Annotated in this window: 18 protein-coding genes; 1 reads left to right on the top strand and 17 read right to left on the bottom strand. The window is 43.4% G+C overall.

Annotated features, from left to right (window positions below; translation table 11 throughout):
• Positions 1-230: 230 nt before the first annotated feature.
• Entirely contained in the window at positions 231-1,805 is a 1,575-nt protein-coding gene (gene serA, locus FS736_RS10605; protein WP_144476675.1) for a phosphoglycerate dehydrogenase, read from the top strand.
• A 63-nt stretch (positions 1,806-1,868) separates the two neighbouring features.
• On the opposite strand, the gene FS736_RS10600 is transcribed toward serA, so the two are convergent.
• The 17 genes from FS736_RS10600 to FS736_RS10520 form a co-directional block, all read right to left on the bottom strand.
• Positions 1,869-2,681 (bottom strand): histidinol-phosphatase, encoded by an 813-nt coding sequence (locus FS736_RS10600; RefSeq protein ID WP_144476672.1) that lies wholly within the window; start codon positions 2,679-2,681, stop codon positions 1,869-1,871.
• Positions 2,682-2,749: 68 nt separating this feature from the next.
• Positions 2,750-3,712: a M23 family metallopeptidase gene (locus FS736_RS10595; protein WP_144476669.1), complete on the bottom strand. Its 963-nt coding sequence runs from the start codon at positions 3,710-3,712 to the stop codon at positions 2,750-2,752.
• Between the two features lie 239 nt (positions 3,713-3,951).
• Complete coding sequence (locus FS736_RS10590; RefSeq protein WP_144476666.1) at positions 3,952-5,193, bottom strand: hypothetical protein; 1,242 nt, start codon at positions 5,191-5,193, stop codon at positions 3,952-3,954.
• Entirely contained in the window at positions 5,168-5,719 is a 552-nt protein-coding gene (gene sigX / locus FS736_RS10585) for an RNA polymerase sigma factor SigX (RefSeq protein ID WP_144476663.1), read from the bottom strand. Before sigX ends, FS736_RS10590 begins: the two co-directional genes overlap by 26 nt.
• Before the next feature lie 661 nt (positions 5,720-6,380).
• Positions 6,381-8,168: an ATP-binding protein gene (locus FS736_RS10580; protein WP_144476660.1), complete on the bottom strand. Its 1,788-nt coding sequence runs from the start codon at positions 8,166-8,168 to the stop codon at positions 6,381-6,383.
• Positions 8,165-8,881 carry a response regulator transcription factor gene (locus FS736_RS10575; RefSeq protein WP_079509602.1) on the bottom strand — a complete coding sequence of 239 codons (717 nt, stop codon included), beginning with the start codon at positions 8,879-8,881 and terminating at the stop codon, positions 8,165-8,167. The genes FS736_RS10580 and FS736_RS10575 overlap by 4 nt, the downstream gene beginning before the upstream one ends.
• 112 nt (positions 8,882-8,993) lie before the next feature.
• A complete protein-coding gene (ccsB, locus tag FS736_RS10570; RefSeq protein ID WP_144476657.1) occupies positions 8,994-10,181 on the bottom strand; it encodes a c-type cytochrome biogenesis protein CcsB in 1,188 nt (395 codons plus the stop codon).
• Positions 10,182-10,193: 12 nt separating this feature from the next.
• The gene (resB, locus tag FS736_RS10565; RefSeq protein WP_144476654.1) at positions 10,194-11,819 is read right to left on the bottom strand and encodes a cytochrome c biogenesis protein ResB; all 1,626 of its coding nucleotides are present in this window, start codon (positions 11,817-11,819) and stop codon (positions 10,194-10,196) included.
• 26 nt (positions 11,820-11,845) lie between these two features.
• Entirely contained in the window at positions 11,846-12,367 is a 522-nt protein-coding gene (resA, locus tag FS736_RS10560) for a thiol-disulfide oxidoreductase ResA (protein WP_144476651.1), read from the bottom strand.
• A 64-nt stretch (positions 12,368-12,431) separates the two neighbouring features.
• Positions 12,432-13,157, bottom strand: a complete 726-nt coding sequence (rluB, locus tag FS736_RS10555; protein WP_144476648.1) for a 23S rRNA pseudouridine(2605) synthase RluB — start codon at positions 13,155-13,157, stop codon at positions 12,432-12,434.
• A gap of 425 nt (positions 13,158-13,582) precedes the next feature.
• Entirely contained in the window at positions 13,583-14,116 is a 534-nt protein-coding gene (locus FS736_RS10550) for a spore maturation protein (RefSeq protein WP_144476645.1), read from the bottom strand.
• Positions 14,117-14,122: 6 nt separating this feature from the next.
• Entirely contained in the window at positions 14,123-14,710 is a 588-nt protein-coding gene (locus tag FS736_RS10545) for a nucleoside recognition domain-containing protein (protein ID WP_144476642.1), read from the bottom strand.
• On the bottom strand, positions 14,703-15,842 hold the full coding sequence (locus FS736_RS10540) for a D-alanyl-D-alanine carboxypeptidase family protein (protein WP_144476639.1): 1,140 nt from the start codon (positions 15,840-15,842) through the stop codon (positions 14,703-14,705). Before FS736_RS10540 ends, FS736_RS10545 begins: the two co-directional genes overlap by 8 nt.
• Positions 15,843-16,007: 165 nt before the next feature.
• Positions 16,008-16,496 (bottom strand): YpuI family protein, encoded by a 489-nt coding sequence (locus FS736_RS10535; protein WP_144476635.1) that lies wholly within the window; start codon positions 16,494-16,496, stop codon positions 16,008-16,010.
• 81 nt (positions 16,497-16,577) lie between these two features.
• Entirely contained in the window at positions 16,578-16,997 is a 420-nt protein-coding gene (locus FS736_RS10530) for a hypothetical protein (protein ID WP_144476632.1), read from the bottom strand.
• A 136-nt stretch (positions 16,998-17,133) separates the two neighbouring features.
• Complete coding sequence (scpB, locus tag FS736_RS10525; protein WP_144476629.1) at positions 17,134-17,727, bottom strand: SMC-Scp complex subunit ScpB; 594 nt, start codon at positions 17,725-17,727, stop codon at positions 17,134-17,136.
• Between the two features lie 4 nt (positions 17,728-17,731).
• Entirely contained in the window at positions 17,732-18,475 is a 744-nt protein-coding gene (locus FS736_RS10520) for a segregation/condensation protein A (protein WP_144476942.1), read from the bottom strand.
• Positions 18,476-18,548 lie beyond the last annotated feature (73 nt).

The raw sequence follows: 18,548 nt of genomic DNA, 5'->3' as shown, positions 1-18,548 counted from the left end.
TTGTGACGTTTTTATGTCCGCACCAAATCAATCCTATACTCCTTCCTGGCTGAATATGATTAGGAAAAGCCTGCAAAATTCGGAAAATCAACCTTAAATCCCAATAGTGACTTCTTTTTATGGGAGCGTTTACATTGAATTCAAGAACATTAAGAGGATTTGACAAAAGAATATTCGTCTTGTAAAATAATCAGAAAATTATTTTTATTTACATAAGGGAGTGGGCAAAAATGTTTCAAGTGTTAGCTGCTGATTCAATCAAAGAACAAGGCTTGCAGCCATTGCTGGAGTGGGAGCAGGCAGAAGTGTACACAGGGGGAATTGATTCCGGACTTGTCAGTTTGGAAAAAGTCGACGCGTTATTAGTAAGAAGTGCGACAAAGGTGACGGCCGAGCTGCTCGACTCCATGCCTTCACTGAAAATCATCGGACGTGCAGGTGTCGGTGTTGATAATATTGATATTGCCGCAGCGACGAAAAGAGGGATTGTCGTCGTCAACGCCCCAGACGGCAATACGATTTCCACTGCTGAACATACTTTTGCGATGATGTCTGCATTGATGAGGAATATCCCGCAGGCACACTCAACCGTAAAAAATGGGGAATGGAAAAGAAATCAGTTTATCGGGAATGAACTTCACAGCAAAACATTGGGAATCATCGGATTAGGAAGGATCGGATCCGAGCTTGCCAAAAGGGCAAGGGCTTTCGGCATGTCCGTTAAGGTGTACGATCCATTTTTAACGAAAGAACGAGCAGATGTCTTAGGAGTACAATTATCTACTTTCGACAACGTTCTTCAGGAAGCGGATATCATCTCCGTCCACACTCCTTTGACGAAAGAAACAAAAGGGCTTCTTAACGAAAGGACTTTGAGCCAGACGAAAAAAGGGGTCTATCTCCTCAATTGCGCCAGAGGCGGAATCATCGATGAGATGGCCCTCGCCCACTTTATCGAAAAAGGCCACGTAGCAGGTGCTGCCCTCGATGTTTTCGAAGTCGAACCCCCAGGGGAACACCCTTTACTTAAATTTGATTCCGTCATTGTCACCCCACACCTTGGCGCCTCAACGAAAGAAGCACAGTTGAATGTCGCTACTCAGGTTGCCAGGGAAATCAGGACTTTTTTTGAAAATAATCCTGTTGCCAACTCAATTAATCTGCCGGCCATGTCCAAAGAAATTTATGAAAAAATACAGCCTTTCCACCAGCTTGCAAAGGAAATGGGGAAAATCGTATCGGAATGCCATAACAAAGGCGTAAATGAATTGACAGCCACCTATTCAGGGACGGCTGCTGAACTTGAAACCTCCTTTTTGACAAAAGCACTACTTTCAGGTTTTTTCGAAAATCGAATTGATGTGAAGGTGAATGAAGTGAATGCGATTCATATCGCGAAAGAGCGTGGAATCATGGTCGGGGAAAAAGTGACCGGAAACTCGTTCGGCTATGCAAACACCGTGACCATCACCGCAAGCGGAGACGGAGATGATTTTACAGTGAGAGGAACTTATATAGAAAACTACGGCCCAAGGATTGTCAGTCTCGATGGATTTAACATTGATTTCCATCCATCAGGCAACCTGCTATATATCCAGCATATGGACCGTCCTGGTGTAATCGGCCATGTAGGAAGGATACTTGGCGACCATGATGTGAACATCGCAACCATGCAGGTTGGCAGAAAGGAAGCTGGCGGAGAAGCGATAATGGTCCTATCCTTTGACAAGCCGCTTTCGAATGATATGATCGCCAAGCTCGGGTCACTGCAAGATATCGTAACAATCAATAGCATTATTCTCTAAATACACGAAGCAGGCCTCGAATCTGAATTGGAGGCCTGTTTTTTATTCGTCCGCCAATCAAGCTTAACCCAGCGGAAAAGCTTTTCGTTCTCCTTTTGAAAAAGTCATGATCTCTTTGTAGCCAACCTCTTTCGCAAGCTCAAGAGCCTGATCAAAATCCGCGCCAACATGTTCAGGGACATGGGCATCCGATGATAATACGATCGGAATTTTTTTATCAAGGCACATTTGCAATAGCCTTTTATCTGGATACAATGTTTGAGTAGGTTTCCGTAATCCAGCAGTACTTATTTCGACGCAAGTCTTTGATTGCGCCAGTGCTGTTGTCGCCCTGTCATACTGTTCCAATAGAAAACTTTCATCTTCGGGGACATAGTTAAAGATTTTCACAAGATCAATATGTCCAATAATATCAAACAAGTCAGACTGCGCAAGGGTCACGACCTGGTCAAAGTAGTTTCGGTATACATCCTTTAAGTCCCTTTTATCCCATTCTTTTCGATATTCAGCCAGGTCAATCCCAAAATCGCCAATCCAATGAATCGATCCGATTACATAATCAAAATCGTAGCTTTTGATGAATCGTTCCATTTCTTCATGTTTGCCTGGGGTGTAATCCATCTCAATGGACATCTTCACGTCAATTTCATTTCTCCAGGCTTCTTCAAATAGACCGACATAATCAGCCATATCATAAAATCTTCGTTCATCCACCCAGCTATTCCGCAAAATGTCCGCTGTTTGATAAAAGTGATATGCATGTTCTGATATCCCGAAATGCTGAATTCCTTTTGAGCTCGCTGTATCCGTAAACTGCTTCAAATAATCGAGTGTCAATGTGCCTCTTTCCAGATGATTATGATAATCCGTCAGCATCGTCCCCATCCCCTTTGCGACTCTTTTCCCCATTATACTTTCAAGTGATGATAGGAACAAGAATTTGCTTATCGGGTATCCAATATTTGCTGCGGCTTGATTGTGTCCGTAGTCAAGTTGTTCAATGCTTTCAACTGGCTGACAGTTGTATTTGTCTTCCTGGCAATCGAAATCAAAGTGTCCCCGGAAACTACGACGTACTTATTGTCAGCAGGTTTCCCGATCACCAAAACAGTACCACGGGATATTTGATCCCCATAAAGCTGATTACTTTGCTTGATTGAATCTACAGATGTATGATAGATTTTTGCGATCGACCAAAGAGTCTCTCCAGCTTTGACTGTATGCTTTATTTCAGGTTGCTGCGGAATGGCTTCCGCTGACTTCTGTTGATCCTTTTCCTTAGATTCAGCTTTCAGACTGCCATGCTGATCATTAATCACAATATCATCAGCTAACCTCAGTCTGGCGACTGTTTCCATTGTCACTTCTTCCACCTTCGCCAAAGCGTCAACTGGCTCTCCTACAGCGGTGTCTCCCAGCGCCAAAACGGGGTCCACAGCATTTTCTTTTTCATATGTCCATTTTTCCTTATGGATTTCAAAGTGAAGATGGACACCTGAGGAATCTCCCGTATTGCCCATAAGGCCGATGATATCTCCCTGCTTGACAGCCTGTCCTTCCTCAACATTCCTTTTATTCAGATGTGCATAAACAGTTTCCAGGTTGTTATCGTGCTTAATGAATACAACATGACCGTATGAACCAGAATAATATGATTTTGTAACGATCCCTTGATCAACACTATGTATAGGTGTTTTGAGCTCACCTGCGATATCAATTCCTTTATGATGGCCATGGCGTGTTCCGTAAAGGTCTGTAATGACCCCTTCTGCCGGCCATACCCAGTCTGAAGTCAGTTCCGGTATATCGAGCATTTCTGCCTGAGAGTGCTTTCCGCCAAGAAACAGCAAGCTGATACAGAGTGCCATTAACCCGGCAATGAGCAATCGCTTTATATAATCCTGCATTTTCTTCCTCCTTAACTTTTTACTCCCTTTCCATCCCTATGACAGCCTGTACGAAAATAGAACTGCGGTATGGAAAAGCAGCAGCTAAAAAGCACATTCGTTATAATTGGTGGTTAGCTGCTTTTTTATGCAAAAGAAGGAAAATTAGTTACATTCACTACAACGCAAAAAAGGAAGACCTGCACGGCCTTCCTTTTTCAAAAAAATATTCAGTTGCTTTTTCAAAGACAGCAGCTCATTTATTCACTTTCGATATTCTTTTTGTTTGGAGCAAGTGGCAGCGGTAGTACTTCTTTCAAATTGAAAGGCCCAAGCTGGTCAATGTTTGCATTAGTAAACCTTACACCTTTATAATCAAACTCGCTCGCTGTCATCAGGATTGCCTCGAGATTCGGCATGAAATCTTCCTGCAGCTTCGTTTCATCCTTCAAGGTAATCTCGAGCACTTTATCATTAGATTCAGTTTTTGCAAGCTTGAAGTTTTCCGGAAGTGAAGGTGAAAGATACCCAATTTCATCTCCCTTCCACATCTGCGCAAATGCTTCTGTAATTGTCTTATGCTGTTCTTTTGTCGGTACAAGGTATGGATTTGACATCCCTTCCACCGACAAGAACAAGTATGCTCTTCTTTTTGTTGTTTTGGCATTAAGTGGAAGTTCTTCCATTTGACCATAGTTCCCTAAGTCAATCCCCGGGTTACCCTCTGTTGTCAACATCATTCTCTCGATGCCTTTTCGAGAAAAATTTTGTGTCATTGCATCAACGAAAATTACGTTTGGTGTACTTCCATTTCTAAAAGGGTGATCTTCTTTAACATCTATGCTCAATGTTTTTGTCGCTTCCTCATAGCTCCAGGAAGCATCCATTGGGTAATAATCAGTAAGCCCCCAGTCCACTTCCTTAAGCATTTGCATTGTTTCCGTATAGCTCTCGATCCAGGTTTTCCCCGTTTCCTTCGGCCTTGTTACCGTAACTGGCACAACAGCCTGCGCCTGCTGGTCGGGAATTGCATAGGTGAAGATTTCTGAAGCCTCAGTATCGAACTCATCTGGATATACAGAAATCAGCCCGTCATATGGATTGGCTTTATCCATTTTGATGAATTCCTCAGCCTCTTCTTTCTTATCTGCTGAATCCCTCAAGAGTGTGTTTTCCTTCTCAACAGCACTTTTCTTTGCTGAATCATCGCTGATTGCAGTATCCATTTCCATGGATGATTTTTCTCCCGTAGCAGATTTACTGTCCATGCTCATTTGTTCAGAAGTATTGTTTCCCAACAATCCTGGGGAAAGAATAAAGGCGAGGAAGAGTACCGCAGCGAGAGCCGCACCTGGAATGATCCATGCGGGCATTTTCTTTCTTTTTTCCACTCGATGGGCGATATTCTGATAAATGTCACGAGAGTCGCGATGGTCTTTTATCTTTGGCATCTGGCCGAGGAGATCTTCTAGCTGCTTATCGCTTAGCTGTGACTTTTTCACTAGTCATCCCTTCCTTTTCAATCATTTCTTCCATAAGCTTTTTCAGTGTCTTCAAAGCACGGTGCTGTGTAGTCTTGACCTTGCTTTCCGTCCACGATAAAGCTTCGGCCGTCTCGGATATCGTCAGTTCATGTATATAGCGCATGATGATGACCATACGCTGGTCGACTGTGCATTGATCGAGGCACTTGTACATCATTTGGATTTCTTCACTTTGAAGCGCCATTTCCTCCGGCAGCGGCTGCTCATCCCTTACCTGCCGTGCAGACATATCGAAGGTTTCAAGCAATCGCTGCTTCCAGCCCTTCTGTTTTCGGAAATGATCGATCGCGACATTCTTCGCGATAGAAAACAGCCAGGTTTTTTCACTGCTTTTCCCTTCGAACCTGTCATAAGCCTTGAGAACACGGATGTATACTTCCTGAACAAGGTCCTCTGCCAATTCCCTGCTTTTCACCATATAAAATAAAAATTGAAAAACGTCATGATGATATTTTTGATACAATTCATCAAAAACGGAGTTCATAGGTCTTTTCGCCTCCGCATTCATTAGATTAGTCGTAAAATAGATAAGAAAGTTTCATATTAACTATATTATTTTTAGATTGGAAATGAAAGGGTTTTTCCGAAGGGAAATATATTTGTCTTGTAGTGAGTGGTTGAATACATGACGGACACTTTTTCTTGCTTTTTTAGTGTTTTTGTCCGTCAGCGCGTAGACGAGGGACACTTTTCCTGGATTCTTTGCTAATTCTGGCCGTCATCACCTTCATGATGGACAGTTTTTCATGATTCTTCGCTATTTCCGTCCGTCATCACCATTATGATGGACACTTTTTTCAGGATTCTTCACTATTTCCGTCCGTCATCACCTTTATGATGGACACTTTTGCAGGATTCTCCGGTATTTCCGTCCGTCATCACCATTATGACGGACATTTTTCCAGAATTCTTCGCTATTTCTGTCCATCATAGCCTGGATGACGGACACTTTTCCTGATCCTTTCCCGGTCCTGTCCGGCAGTGGGACAATATCCCCTTCGCCAAGAGCAATACGCGAACACCAGAATAAAACGGATCGAAATAAGCTGATGAAAATACAAAAAGGCTGCCACAATCTGATGAGATTTGGGCAGCCTCTTGCGGGAACAATCATTGTTCCTTGTGAATCAAGAATAGTCGGCAAGTTATTCGATATTTCGAGGGATGAAAAAGGAAAATGTCGTACCTTGTCCTAGTTTGCTTTTTACAGAGATAATACCTCGATGTGCGTCGATGATATTTTTGGCGATAGCCAGTCCCAGACCCGTTCCGGAAACTCCTCGTGTTCTTGACTTATCACCCTTGTAAAAGCGTTCGAACAGGAACGGCAAGTCTTCTTCAGGAATGCCTGGCCCCTGGTCGCTGACTTCGAAATACAAGCCGCGTTCGTCGGTTCTCGCTTTGATATCAACTGCCGCTGAATCCGGCACATGCCTGATGGCATTATCGATTAGATTCGTCAGTACCTGCTCGATTCTGTCGGGGTCAAAGCGGAAGTGCGGTTCCTCTGCTTCAAGCTGTGCAGACAGGTCAATTCCTTTATCCTTCGCAAGACCTTGGAACTTGCGGATGACCCGGTTGATATATGGTTCCAATTCGACTGACTCCACATTGAGCAGGATATGTCCTGCTTGCATGCGGGCTAAATCAAGGAGTTCATTAACGAGACGGCCCATTCTGAGGGACTCATCGTAAATGACTTTAGCCATTTCCTTCTTCTCTTCATCTGTCTGGGCGATATCATCGACAATCGCTTCACTGTACCCCTGCATCATCGAAATCGGTGTTCGCAGTTCATGCGAAACATTTGCGATAAAATCTTCCCTCATTTTGTCGAGCTTTCTTTCCTCGGTCATGTCCCTTACTACGGCCACTGCACCACGGATGAACCGCTTATTATAAAGGGGACTGACAATGATGACCCATGTCCTTCCCTGGGCAGTGATTTCGCCAACTTGTTCTTTCTCCGTATTGACTGCCAGCTGGAATAACTCCATGACTTCGGAAGGGACTGCATCTGTATTCTCTGATGCAAGGCCTTGCTCATAATACCAATATCTAAGGAAAATCTCCGCAGGAGGATTCGTAATCAGGATCGTACCGTCGCGATTGAAGGTGATTACCCCATCCGCCATAGAGCTGAGGATGCTTGTCAGCTGTTCCTTTTCCTGGCTCAGTGCGTTCATGTTGAATTTCAGCTGCCGGCCCATCTGATTGAAGGCCGTGGCTAATTCGCCAATTTCATCATGGGTGAGGATCGGCACCTTAGTGTCAAACTTACCCCTGGCGACTTCAAAGGCCGCCTCTCTCATTTTCCTTAATGGAGAGGTAATCCTTGTCGATAGGAAGAAAGCAAAGATGGTCGTAAGGACAATCGCAACACCTGCTGCAAGCAGGATGAATTTCGTGGTCAGGCGTGTTGTTTCTTGCATGACAGCTAAGGACTGATAAATAAAAACAGCGCCATTTCCTTTTTCATACTGATGCAGCGGTACCCCAATCATTAAATATTGGGTATCATCTACCTTATTAGAAACACCGGGCAATGAAGTAATAATATCCACTGTCTTGTCTCTTTCGAAAACTTCAGAAAGATCTTTGTCTTTTGTAAAAAAGGATATCGGCACATGAGCTGCTTCCTCACTGCCAGGGGAATAAAAATAAGTATTTTGATCCCTGATGACCGTGACCCTTGCATTGTCATCGACCATTTCCCATGCGATCTCAAGGCCTAGACCTTCTTCGTTGCCAGGGTGGTCTTCAAGCACCCTGGCGATTTTTTCAGCCGTATTGGTCATATCTTTACGAGTCTCATTTATATGATAGTTTTCAAAGAATTCCATCAGCATGACTGTCAGGATGAACAATACGAATGAAACGAGCAAAAGAATGGTAATCCAAAGCTTACCTACTACGCTTCGCCAAAACATCATTCATTGACTACCTCGAACTTGTAGCCAACCCCCCAGACTGTAACAATCATTTTAGCAGCCTGTTCAGATACTTTATTCAACTTCTCACGTAATCTTTTTACATGCGTGTCTACTGTGCGCAAATCACCAAAGAATTCATAATGCCATACTTCCTTCAATAATTGCTCCCTGTCAAAAACTTTATCCGGAGCTTTTGCAAGGAAATAAAGCAATTCATATTCCTTAGGAGTCAAGCTAACCTCTTTGCCATCTGCTAAAACCCTATGGGCATCATTATCAATGGTTAAATGAGGGAAAACAATCACATCTTTTGCAGTCGTTTCAGTCTGCAGGTAGCTAGTGCTGGAAGAACGTCGGAGCATTGCCTTGACACGCAATACCACCTCACGCGGGCTAAATGGTTTAACGATGTAATCATCTGTTCCAACCTCGAACCCCTGTACCCTGTTCACTTCCTCACCTTTAGCTGTGAGCATGATGACAGGAGTCGACTTCTTTTCACGAAGGTCACGACAAACCTCGATTCCGTCTTTCCCAGGCATCATCAAATCAAGCAGGATGACGTCGTAATCGTTTGCAAGCGATTTCGCCAGCGCTTCATTTCCGTCTTCTGCTTCATCAATTATATAGTTCTCTCTTTCAAGATACATCTTCAATAATCTTCTGATTCTTTCTTCATCATCAACTACTAAAATCTTCACTTCTTTTTCCATAAGGTATATCCCTCCCTGCGATTATTTTACATAAACAAGAGTATTCTTTCCATGCTTTTTTAAAAAAGGCCTTCACTTAAAACAGTGAAGGCTGTCAATATTTTGACACAAATCAGGAACCTGCGTATGAATGCAGTCCTGCGATAACAAGGTTAACCGCTACAAGATTGAACATGATGATGATAAAACCGATGACCGCAAGCCATGCTGATTTTTCTCCATGCCACCCTTTTGAAAGGCGCAAATGAAGGAACGCTGCATAGAACAGCCAGGTGATCAGTGCCCAAACCTCTTTCGGGTCCCAACCCCAGAATCTTGTCCAGGCAATTTGTGCCCAGATCATGGCAAAAATCAGGCCTCCGAGCGTAAAGACCGGGAATCCGATCAGCACGGAACGATAGCCGATTTCATCCACAAGATCCAGGTTGATATTCTTCGTCCAAGGCTGAAGGGCAGCTGCTACGCGCTTACGCAGGATAAGTCTAATTAAAGCATATAATACTATACCCGCCGCAAGTGACCAAATAACCGTATTCAATTTCTTCGCACTGATGATGGCAGGTGTCTCGAACATTGGTTCAAAACGATTTTTGTCAGTAAGTTCATACTGATGAGGTCCAACGATGGCAGGAATCGTGTATTTCTCTGTCGCAGGCTGACCTTCTTTATTTACATAGTTGAAGTTCGCTGAATAGTCCGTTGCTGCAAAGTAGCTTGATACAAACACAAATCCGAGTGTACTGATCAACCCAAACAAGACAACTTCCAGCCAGATGTTACTTTTGGTTCTCTTCGTCTGGTCTACACTTTTAACAAGGTAAATCAGGCCGGCAGCAAAACTCACTGCCAGGATTGCCTGCCCGATCGCTGTAGTGGTTACGTGAATATGAAGCCAATAACTCTGCAATGCCGGAATCAATGGTGTGACATCCCTTGGGAACATGCTTCCATAAGCAATGATCAAAGCAGCTACCGGCAGTGTGAACAAGCCCAGCAATGGCGTTTTATACATGAAATAAATAATGATGAAGGCGCCTACCAATGACATGCCGAAGAATGTCGTAAACTCAAACAGATTGCTGACCGGCGCGTGGCCGGATGCAATCCATCTTAAGATGAAAAATGTCAACTGGGAGAGGAAACCTGCAATCGTTACAATGATCCCAATCTTTGCCCATCTATTCGGGCCACCTTTTTTATCGGCATGTCTCTTATCCTTGATCGCTCCCCCAAAAAACAAAATACCGACTAAATAGAGGATAAAAGCTGTAAACAGAAAGTTCGAACTTAACTCAACCATTATATTCCCTCCTTACTCCTTTTTATCTTCGGCGTCCTGGTCTTCTGGAGCATCGATTCCTGAATCAGCAAAGACATCATCAAGCTCCCTCTTCAAACCATGCCAGTTTTTATTTGTGTGAGCGGCTGTCCAAATCTGGCCATTGATTCTTCTTAACCATAGGCGACGATGGTTCCAGTATGCACCCTGGACGACGCCGATCATGAAGATCAATCCTCCAAGACCGATAATCCACAGTGTGAGGTCTTTTCTGACAGTCAGGGCCGTTACATTCTTCGTTTCGATTCCTGCAAATGACATCTTGTAATCATTTTCGCCTAAAGGCTCAAGATTCTGCCTGATCGCAACGAAGCTGACTTCGCCATCCGGCTTTTCAGGGGTGAACATTTTGAAGATGAAGGCAGGATTATTTGGAATACGTGATTTCGTCGCAGGCTCCCCATCTTCATTGAACTCAAAATCCGGGAAATAGCTCATGACTTCAACCTTGTATCCATTTCCTAAATCATAGTTCATTTTAGGATCATATAAATCTACTTGGACATCGCCAAATTGTTCTTTTGTCTTTTTATTCTCGAGCTTGAATGCCATCTTGCTCATTTCACCAAGCTTATAATCCACCTGGTACAGGGCGTAACCATCTACTTTCAAAGGCTTATTAACCTGAATCGCCTGGTCACGGACCTTTTCAAGCTCAGGTTTTTCTCCAGGGACAATATCCCCCTGCCTCTCGTATAGAGTGGCATTCGTCTGATAGTTTTTAACAACCGTACCAACCTTATTGATGGCATCCTTGAAGACTTTCTCATCTTTATCCTTGTCATATACTTCGAAGATAAATTGATTGTTTTTCAGATAATAACGTCCTTCAGTACCAGGAATCGATTTCGTTTCGCCTTCCCTTAACCAAAGAATTTCATCTACATACATTCCCGGTACGAAGCGGAGCATACCGCCAATCAAAAAAATGATCAGGCCGAGGTGGTTAACATAAGGCCCCCACCTGGAAAAGCGGTTTTTTTCAGCAAGGAGATCACCGTTTTCCTCACGCAGTTTATATCCCTTTTTCGCTAAATTCCCTTTGATTTTCTCCGTTCCCTCACCGGACAATTCAGCTTCATGCACACTGAACATTCTCTGGCGTTTCAAGAAACTCTCATGTCTTGATACCCTTTGTTTTTTCAGGGACCTATATAATGGAACCACCCTGTCAAGACTAGCAATTACAAGTGAAATGCCAAGAGCAGCGATCAGGATCAAATACCACCAGGAACTGTATAAGTTATGGAATCCAAGATCATAATAAAGCTTGCCAAGCCAGCCATATTTTTCTTCATAGTATTCCGAGGCAGGCATTACAGGCGGAATGTACATTTCCTGCGGGAAAATTGTCCCTAATGAAGATGCAATCAGGAGGATGACAATCAGCCATACCCCCACTTTCACCGATGAAAAGAAATTCCAGATCTTATCGATTATCGTCTTGTTATAAGTTTGTGAACGACGGGCGCTTCCCTCATAGCGCATGTCAAGAAGCTGCTTTTCTTTCTCTTTTTCCTCAAGCACTCTTCCGCAAGATTCACAAAGGATCGTTCCCTGCGGATTGACATGGCCGCACTCACATTTTACTTCTTTCATAGTAAAAACTCCCTGTTCCCCTTACTTTAAGGTTTAATCTGTTCCATGAATTCACGGACTGTTTCTTCAGTTAATTCCCCGGTATGACTTTTCACTACATTGCCTTCTTTGTCAATCAGAAAAGTGATTGGAAGCGGATTGATTCCGTATGCTGCCTGGACTGCTCCATCGTCTATCATGACAGGGAAACTCAGTCCTTTTCGGTCTATGAATCTGTTGACAACCAGCTCTGTTTCACCTGAATCAACCGCAAGCACCTGTACACCCTGATCCTTGAACTGCTGGTACTGATTTTCGATATAAGGCATTTCCCTTTCGCAAGGTTTGCACCAGGTTGCCCAGAAGTTCAGGAACACCCCTTGCCCTTTATATTCAGAAAGCCTGTGCTTATTGCCTTCCATATCAACGAGGACAAAGTCTGGAGCAGGTTTCCCAACTACGATTTTGTGATTCTTATCCTTATTCATGTTGGCATATAGGGTATAACCGACAGCCAAAGCCATTACTGCGAGAATGATTGTCCGAGTGATTAGTCGTTTTTTTTTCATTCCCTAAACCTCCCACCGTATTTCTCCCTTATTATATCATTATACCTATTTACATGTTGAAAAGTCAGGATTTTTTCATTGCCAATACACGCAGCTGTTTCACTTCGTGATGTGTAAGCTCCCTGATTTCCCCCGTTCTCAGACCATTCAAAGTGAGGAATCCGTATTTTTCGCGTTTGAGTTTCAATACAGGATGGCCAATTGCCTCGAACATTCTTCTGACCTGCCTGTTCCGACCCTCATGAATCGTGATTTCAACAATAGCAGTATCTTTCTTTTTATCCACACTCAGCATCTTGGTTCTTGCCGGTGCGGTTTTGCCATCTTCGAGCATAATGCCTCGCGCCAGGCTTGTCAGCTTTTCTCGCGACGGAATCCCTTTAACCTTTGCAACATAAACCTTGTCAATTTCATTGCTGGGATGCATGAGCAAATTCGCGAATTCCCCGTCGTTCGTCAACAAAAGCAGGCCCGATGTATCAAAATCCAGCCGCCCTACAGGATATATGCGCTGTTCGATGGTCTGGAAAAAGTCAGTCACGACTTTTCGCCCTTTGTCATCCTGGACACTTGAAATGACTCCGCGAGGTTTATAGAACAAGAAATATACCGGTTCTTCACCCTCAATTTGTACTCCATCCACTTCGACTCGGTCAGAGGAAGTCACCTTGCGGCCAAGTTCTTTGACTACACTGCCATTTACCTTGACTCTGCCTTCGAGGATCATTTCCTCGGCTTTTCTTCTCGATGCTATTCCTGCATGAGCAATCACTTTTTGCAGTCTTTCCATGAAGGTCACTCCTAATTAATATCAATTAACCGTGGGTTATGTAAATATCTAATCCATCCTTATGAATTATGACATAACTTTCGCTTATTTCAAAGTAAGCAATGGTGTAAAAAGCGAAAAATAAATCGGGAATGTTAATACTTTTTTAACATTGTTTCCCTAACTTCACCTTCCTAATGTCGATTTGGTCACAAATTGGCGAAAATCCAGCTTTAAACAAAGCTATGTCCATATTTAAAAAAGGAACATAAACATGGAGTTCCCTATGTTAAAATATTACATTACAGGCAGGCAGAAAAGGGTGGGGAATTCAAAAAGAGCGGAAACGTTCCTAATTGCTAACAAAAATAGAGAAGCTCAGAACATTATATATTCTAAGCTTCTCTATTTTCTATTTGACTATTCTTTTTGCATATTCGTATATCTTATTTTGAAAACATTAATGTCACAACAATGATTGCTGTTATAATTGCCACTGCGTCAGCAAGGAGGCCGACTTTGAGAGCATCACCCATCTTTTTGATCCCAACCGCACCGAAATATACAGTGAGGACATAAAAGGTAGTGTCCGTACTTCCCTGCAGTGTGGCAGCAAGGGTACCAATAAATGAATCCGGTCCATGGACACTAATCAGGTCGCTCGTTATTCCTAGTGCCGCTGTCCCTGAAATTGGCCTGATCAGCGCGAGCGGAACGATTTCAGCAGGTATCCCTGCCATCTCCAGTCCGGGACGAATCCAGCTCACCATCACATCAAGTGCTCCCGATGCCCTGAAGACTGCGATTGCGACCATCATCCCTACCAGGAACGGCATGATGGAGACGGCCATTTTGATCCCTTCCTTGCCCCCTTCTACAAAACTTTCATATGTGGGGACTTTTTTATACGTTCCATAAATCAGGATGAAAGCGATCAAGACAGGGATGAACCATAGTGATATTGCGGATACAATTTCCATTTTGATTTACCCCTTTTTGCTCCGTCTATAGTAAAAGAACCGGTCAATCAGTACCGCTGCAACTGCTGAAACCGCAGTTGCCACAAGGGTAGGTCCCACTATATCTGTTGGATTTGCGGAATCATAATTCATCCTGATCGCAATTACAGTGGTCGGGATGAGAGTAATACTCGCTGTATTGATCGCCAGGAAGGTGATCATCGAACGGCTGGCTTCGTTTTTCCCATCATTCAACTCTTTCAGTTCTTCCATTGCTTTGATTCCGAGTGGTGTAGCCGCATTCCCAAGACCAAACATATTCGCGATCATGTTGGAAAGGATATAGCCCATCGCAGGATGGCTTGGAGGAACTTCCGGGAACAGCCTGGAGATAAATGGCTTAAATAAGCTGGAAAGCTTGGACAATAATCCTGAATCCTCAGCGATCCGCATCATGCCCAGCCAGAAAACAAGGATGCTGATCAAGCCGATACTCAGCGTGATCGCTTCCTTCGCCCCTGTAAAGACCGCTTCGTTCACCTCTGTCATTGTGCCGTTGATCATCGCAAATCCCAGGCCAATTAAGATCATTACGACCCAGATATAGTTAACCATGATCCTTGACCCCTGCTATTGATGTGAAAATATTTTTAAAAAAATCAAAAAATGACTTTTGCTCTTTTTCTTCAAGTTTGTAATAAACAGGCAAACTGGCAATCTGTTTATCATCAAGGAAAACATTTGCCCGGCCGGCAATCTTCTGATTCTGCAGATCACGCTGGTCCTTCCCCAGTTTTTTTAATCGATATTCAACCCTCACTAGTTCTTCTTCTTCTGAAGTAAGCGGGTAAACAAAGGAATGGTCCAGATAGACTTTGGTTTTATATTGAGATTCCTTGATTCCATCCACTTTACCTTTCGAAAGAATTTCCGCGATATCATAATCGGAAAATGCCGTTTCAAACATCTGGATATGGTCATTCCAATCATCGGGTGCATTGAGAGTGACGGCGATCATTTCAAAGTCGCCTCTTTTTGCAGTAGATACCAGCGTCCTTTTTGCCCGTTTTGTATAACCTGTTTTCCCTCCTGTGCTGTACTTGTATTTTTCTGTCAGGAGCCTGTTCTTATTTTTCCACACCCTATCCCAGGTTTCTGTCGGGTTTGGAGCCCGGTGGATCTTTGTTCCCGAAATCTTCTTGTATTCCTCATTATTCATCGCATAGCGAGTCAATAACGCCATATCATATGCAGTTGATACATGATTTTCATGATCATCCAGGCCATGCGGATTGGCAAAATGAGTATCTGTCATTCCGATTTGCTGCGCTTTCTCATTCATCATGAATACAAACCCATCGACACTGCCACCCACATGTTCCGCAATGGCGACGGCTGCGTCATTCCCTGATCTCAGCATCAGTCCATACACCAGGTCCTCGAGCCTGATTTTTTCACCTGGCTTCAAATAAACCGATGATCCCTCAGCCCGGACTGCCCGATCACTTACTTTTACCATTTCATCCAACTTGCCCGATTCAATCGCGAGGATCGCTGTCATGATTTTGGTAATACTGGCAATCCTGCTCACCTTGTGCGCATCTTTTTCGAATAACACCCTTCCAGATTCCTGTTCCATTAAAATAGCACTCCGGGCACTTACGGAAACAGAGGCCTGGACTGTTCCGGGTATGCCGTATATCAACAGAGTGACGATCATTAATAGTTTCATCAAAATCCTTTTCATTGATTGACCCTCGTCTCCTTTGGCAGTTTGTACAAGTTTATGCGGGACAAGGCATGTTATGACATAAAAGGAGTGTTTTAACTCTATGTTCACGCTCTGTACTTCTGCTTTCGGCAGTTGGAATAAGAAAAGGAACAGCCTGATATTGGCTGTTCCTTAGAAAGATTATCTTGATTGAAGCATTTTTGTCCGGTAATCCGTTTCATAGTATTCAAGTTCTTCACGAATCCTCTGGAAGCCGCTTTCCAGGCTGACGAGCAAGTCGCTTAGTTCAGCTGCCACTGGCTGCCTGAACTTGATTGCATTCTTGCCGGTATAAGCGGATCGGCTGTCTTCGTACCAGGCATCATTTTTTGGAGAGAAGAATTCTTCAATGCACTGATAGTAGATTCTGTATAATGTCTTTTCCGCTGCTGGTTTTGAAAACACTTCGGCCTGCAGGATTACCTTGCAGGCATCCAGCCCTTCTTCACAATAAACCGCAAGCTTACGGAGACTTGACAGGATGGACTTATAATATTCCTCATCAGCTGGCTGGCCCTGTTTTAAGCCCTCCAGCGTTGTTCCATTCAGAAAGCCCTCAAGCTTAACGACTGTAGCGGACAGGAATTCTCTTACTTCTTCAATTTGTGTTTTTACGATTGTATTCCCCAAAATGACACCCCCAATGGATTTTGACCATGTCTGTTATAGCTAAGGTGATGTTTTTCACCTATCCCCTTCGCACTCCGTCCTTTATACCGGCTGGACAATATAATCTAAAGGAGAGCGCACCTCAAATGCGCCTTTTTGCTCGATGCCCTCATAAATTCCGGGAATCTTGCTGAAATCCAGGCCCTTGAAAATTTCCGCGAACTCTTTCTGTTCATTTATATATACCCTTTTACGATGTCTGTATCCCGGATTTTTCAAAAGTGCTGCAAGTGCTACCAGGTCCTTCATGAATACTTCCTTATTACCTGCTTTAAAGACTGGGTTTTCAGTGAATGGAGTAATGCTTCCAACCAGCTCATCAAAATACCTGACATACAATACATGCAGGGTTTTCTCTGTGCCATCTTCTGCAAAAGTGACTTCACTCCGGTTGAAAAAATCCTCTGAGGTGTTTGATTTTTCCTTTTCAAGTTCATAACCAACACATTGCTTTATAAGCATGTTATTCCTCCCGTTGGACATTCATTCTTAAATCCTTATGTAGCAAGAAATGCTTTAAAGACTGGTCTCACATTCAAAGCACTTCCTGAATGATTATTTTGATTTTATCATAAATTCCAAACTTTGTGCACAACTGCTATTGGTCCATTTCCATTGTTTCCTGGAATTTCTCGAAGAACAGATCTGCATCATCCTGCAGTTCGTCTTCTTCAATATTTTCCGGCAGTGGCGGAAGTTCGTTTATGTTTTTCAAGCCGAAGTAATCGAGGAATTCTTTTGTTGTCCCGTACAAAATGGCACGGCCTGTTCCTTCTGCCCTTCCAACTTCCTTGATCAGGGCTCGTGAAGAAAGCGTATGAAGCGGCCTCTCTGTTTTTACTCCGCGGATTTCCTCGATTTCGGCGCGCGTAATCGGCTGTTTATATGCGACAATCGCAAGGGTTTCCAGGGCTGCCTGGGATAAATGAGCGGTACCAGGCGATTCAACCAGCTTTTTAAGGTATACAGCATGTTCTTTTTTTGTAGCTAGCTGATATACTCCTGCCAGTTGGACAATGGTAATGCCGCGGTGTTCATCCCGGTCATAGTCACTCTGCAGTCCGACAATTATTTCATTGGCCTGGATTTCATCGACCTCAAGCACGGAGGTGATTTGCTTAAGGCTCAAGCCTTCATCTCCAGCTGCAAAAAGCAGGCTCTCCAATATTCCTTTCCACTTCACAATTCCCACCGCTTTACTCCTTTCTTGATGTCATATAAATTTCAGCAAAGTTTTGTTCCTGCTCGACATCGATTTCCTTCCGCTTGATCAGCTCAAGTATTGCCAGGAACGTAACGACAATATGCTCACGGTCAGATTCAGGGAACAAATCATTGAATTTTTTCCTTGTTCCGCTTTCTTTCAGGAAGGTCAGGACCTCGTCCATTCTTTTTTCAATCGATATTTCCTGCCGCGCGATCTTGGTGGACATCGGCCTTTGGAGCTTTTTCCTTCTTAAAAGCTTCTGAAAAGCACCCAGCATATCATATAAAGAGATATCAAGATCAGCGTTATCGCTCTTACTATCATTAGAGTACTCAGTAAGATCACTTGGAGGCTTCGTGTACATAAGCCCTCTTTCCTCTTCAAGTGACTTCAAATCACTGGCAGCCTCTTTGAATTTTTTATATTCAATCAATCTCTCGACAAGCTCATTACGGGGATCATCTTCCTGATCGTATTCAAATTCATCTTCCAGCTCTTCTTCATGCTTCGGAAGCAGCATCTTGCTTTTGATTGCTAAAAGTGTTGCTGCCATCACAAGGTATTCACTTGCCACGTCAAGCTGCAATTCCTTCATCGCATGAATATACATTAAGTATTGTTCTGTGATTTTCGCTACCGGTATGTCGTAAATATCTATCTCCAAAGTATTGATTAAGTGCAGAAGTAAATCCAGCGGACCCTCAAAGGCCTCGATTTTCACATTATATTGCATCATTTCCCACCAAAATTCCTATATTGAACTGCATCATTATATAAGTATAGTAGATTAACTCCATGTTATCCAT

It is taken from the genome of Cytobacillus oceanisediminis 2691, assembly GCF_007678455.1.
Taxonomy (GTDB): Bacteria; Bacillota; Bacilli; order Bacillales; family Cytobacillaceae; genus Mesobacillus; species Mesobacillus oceanisediminis_A.
Note: the sequence above shows the minus strand (reverse complement) of the source record. Positions and strands in the feature narration are given on the sequence as shown.

Coding starts and splice junctions, on each gene's coding strand:
- serA (WP_144476675.1), top strand. CDS start 231: ATGTTTCAAGTGTTAGCTGCTGATTCAATCAAAGAACAAGGCTTGCAG.
- FS736_RS10600 (WP_144476672.1), bottom strand. CDS start 2,681: ATGCTGACGGATTATCATAATCATCTGGAAAGAGGCACATTGACACTC.
- FS736_RS10595 (WP_144476669.1), bottom strand. CDS start 3,712: ATGCAGGATTATATAAAGCGATTGCTCATTGCCGGGTTAATGGCACTC.
- sigX (WP_144476663.1), bottom strand. CDS start 5,719: ATGAACTCCGTTTTTGATGAATTGTATCAAAAATATCATCATGACGTT.
- FS736_RS10580 (WP_144476660.1), bottom strand. CDS start 8,168: ATGATGTTTTGGCGAAGCGTAGTAGGTAAGCTTTGGATTACCATTCTT.
- FS736_RS10575 (WP_079509602.1), bottom strand. CDS start 8,881: ATGGAAAAAGAAGTGAAGATTTTAGTAGTTGATGATGAAGAAAGAATC.
- ccsB (WP_144476657.1), bottom strand. CDS start 10,181: ATGGTTGAGTTAAGTTCGAACTTTCTGTTTACAGCTTTTATCCTCTAT.
- resB (WP_144476654.1), bottom strand. CDS start 11,819: ATGAAAGAAGTAAAATGTGAGTGCGGCCATGTCAATCCGCAGGGAACG.
- resA (WP_144476651.1), bottom strand. CDS start 12,367: ATGAAAAAAAAACGACTAATCACTCGGACAATCATTCTCGCAGTAATG.
- rluB (WP_144476648.1), bottom strand. CDS start 13,157: ATGGAAAGACTGCAAAAAGTGATTGCTCATGCAGGAATAGCATCGAGA.
- FS736_RS10550 (WP_144476645.1), bottom strand. CDS start 14,116: ATGGAAATTGTATCCGCAATATCACTATGGTTCATCCCTGTCTTGATC.
- FS736_RS10545 (WP_144476642.1), bottom strand. CDS start 14,710: ATGGTTAACTATATCTGGGTCGTAATGATCTTAATTGGCCTGGGATTT.
- FS736_RS10540 (WP_144476639.1), bottom strand. CDS start 15,842: ATGAAAAGGATTTTGATGAAACTATTAATGATCGTCACTCTGTTGATA.
- FS736_RS10530 (WP_144476632.1), bottom strand. CDS start 16,997: ATGCTTATAAAGCAATGTGTTGGTTATGAACTTGAAAAGGAAAAATCA.
- FS736_RS10520 (WP_144476942.1), bottom strand. CDS start 18,475: ATGCAATATAATGTGAAAATCGAGGCCTTTGAGGGTCCGCTGGATTTA.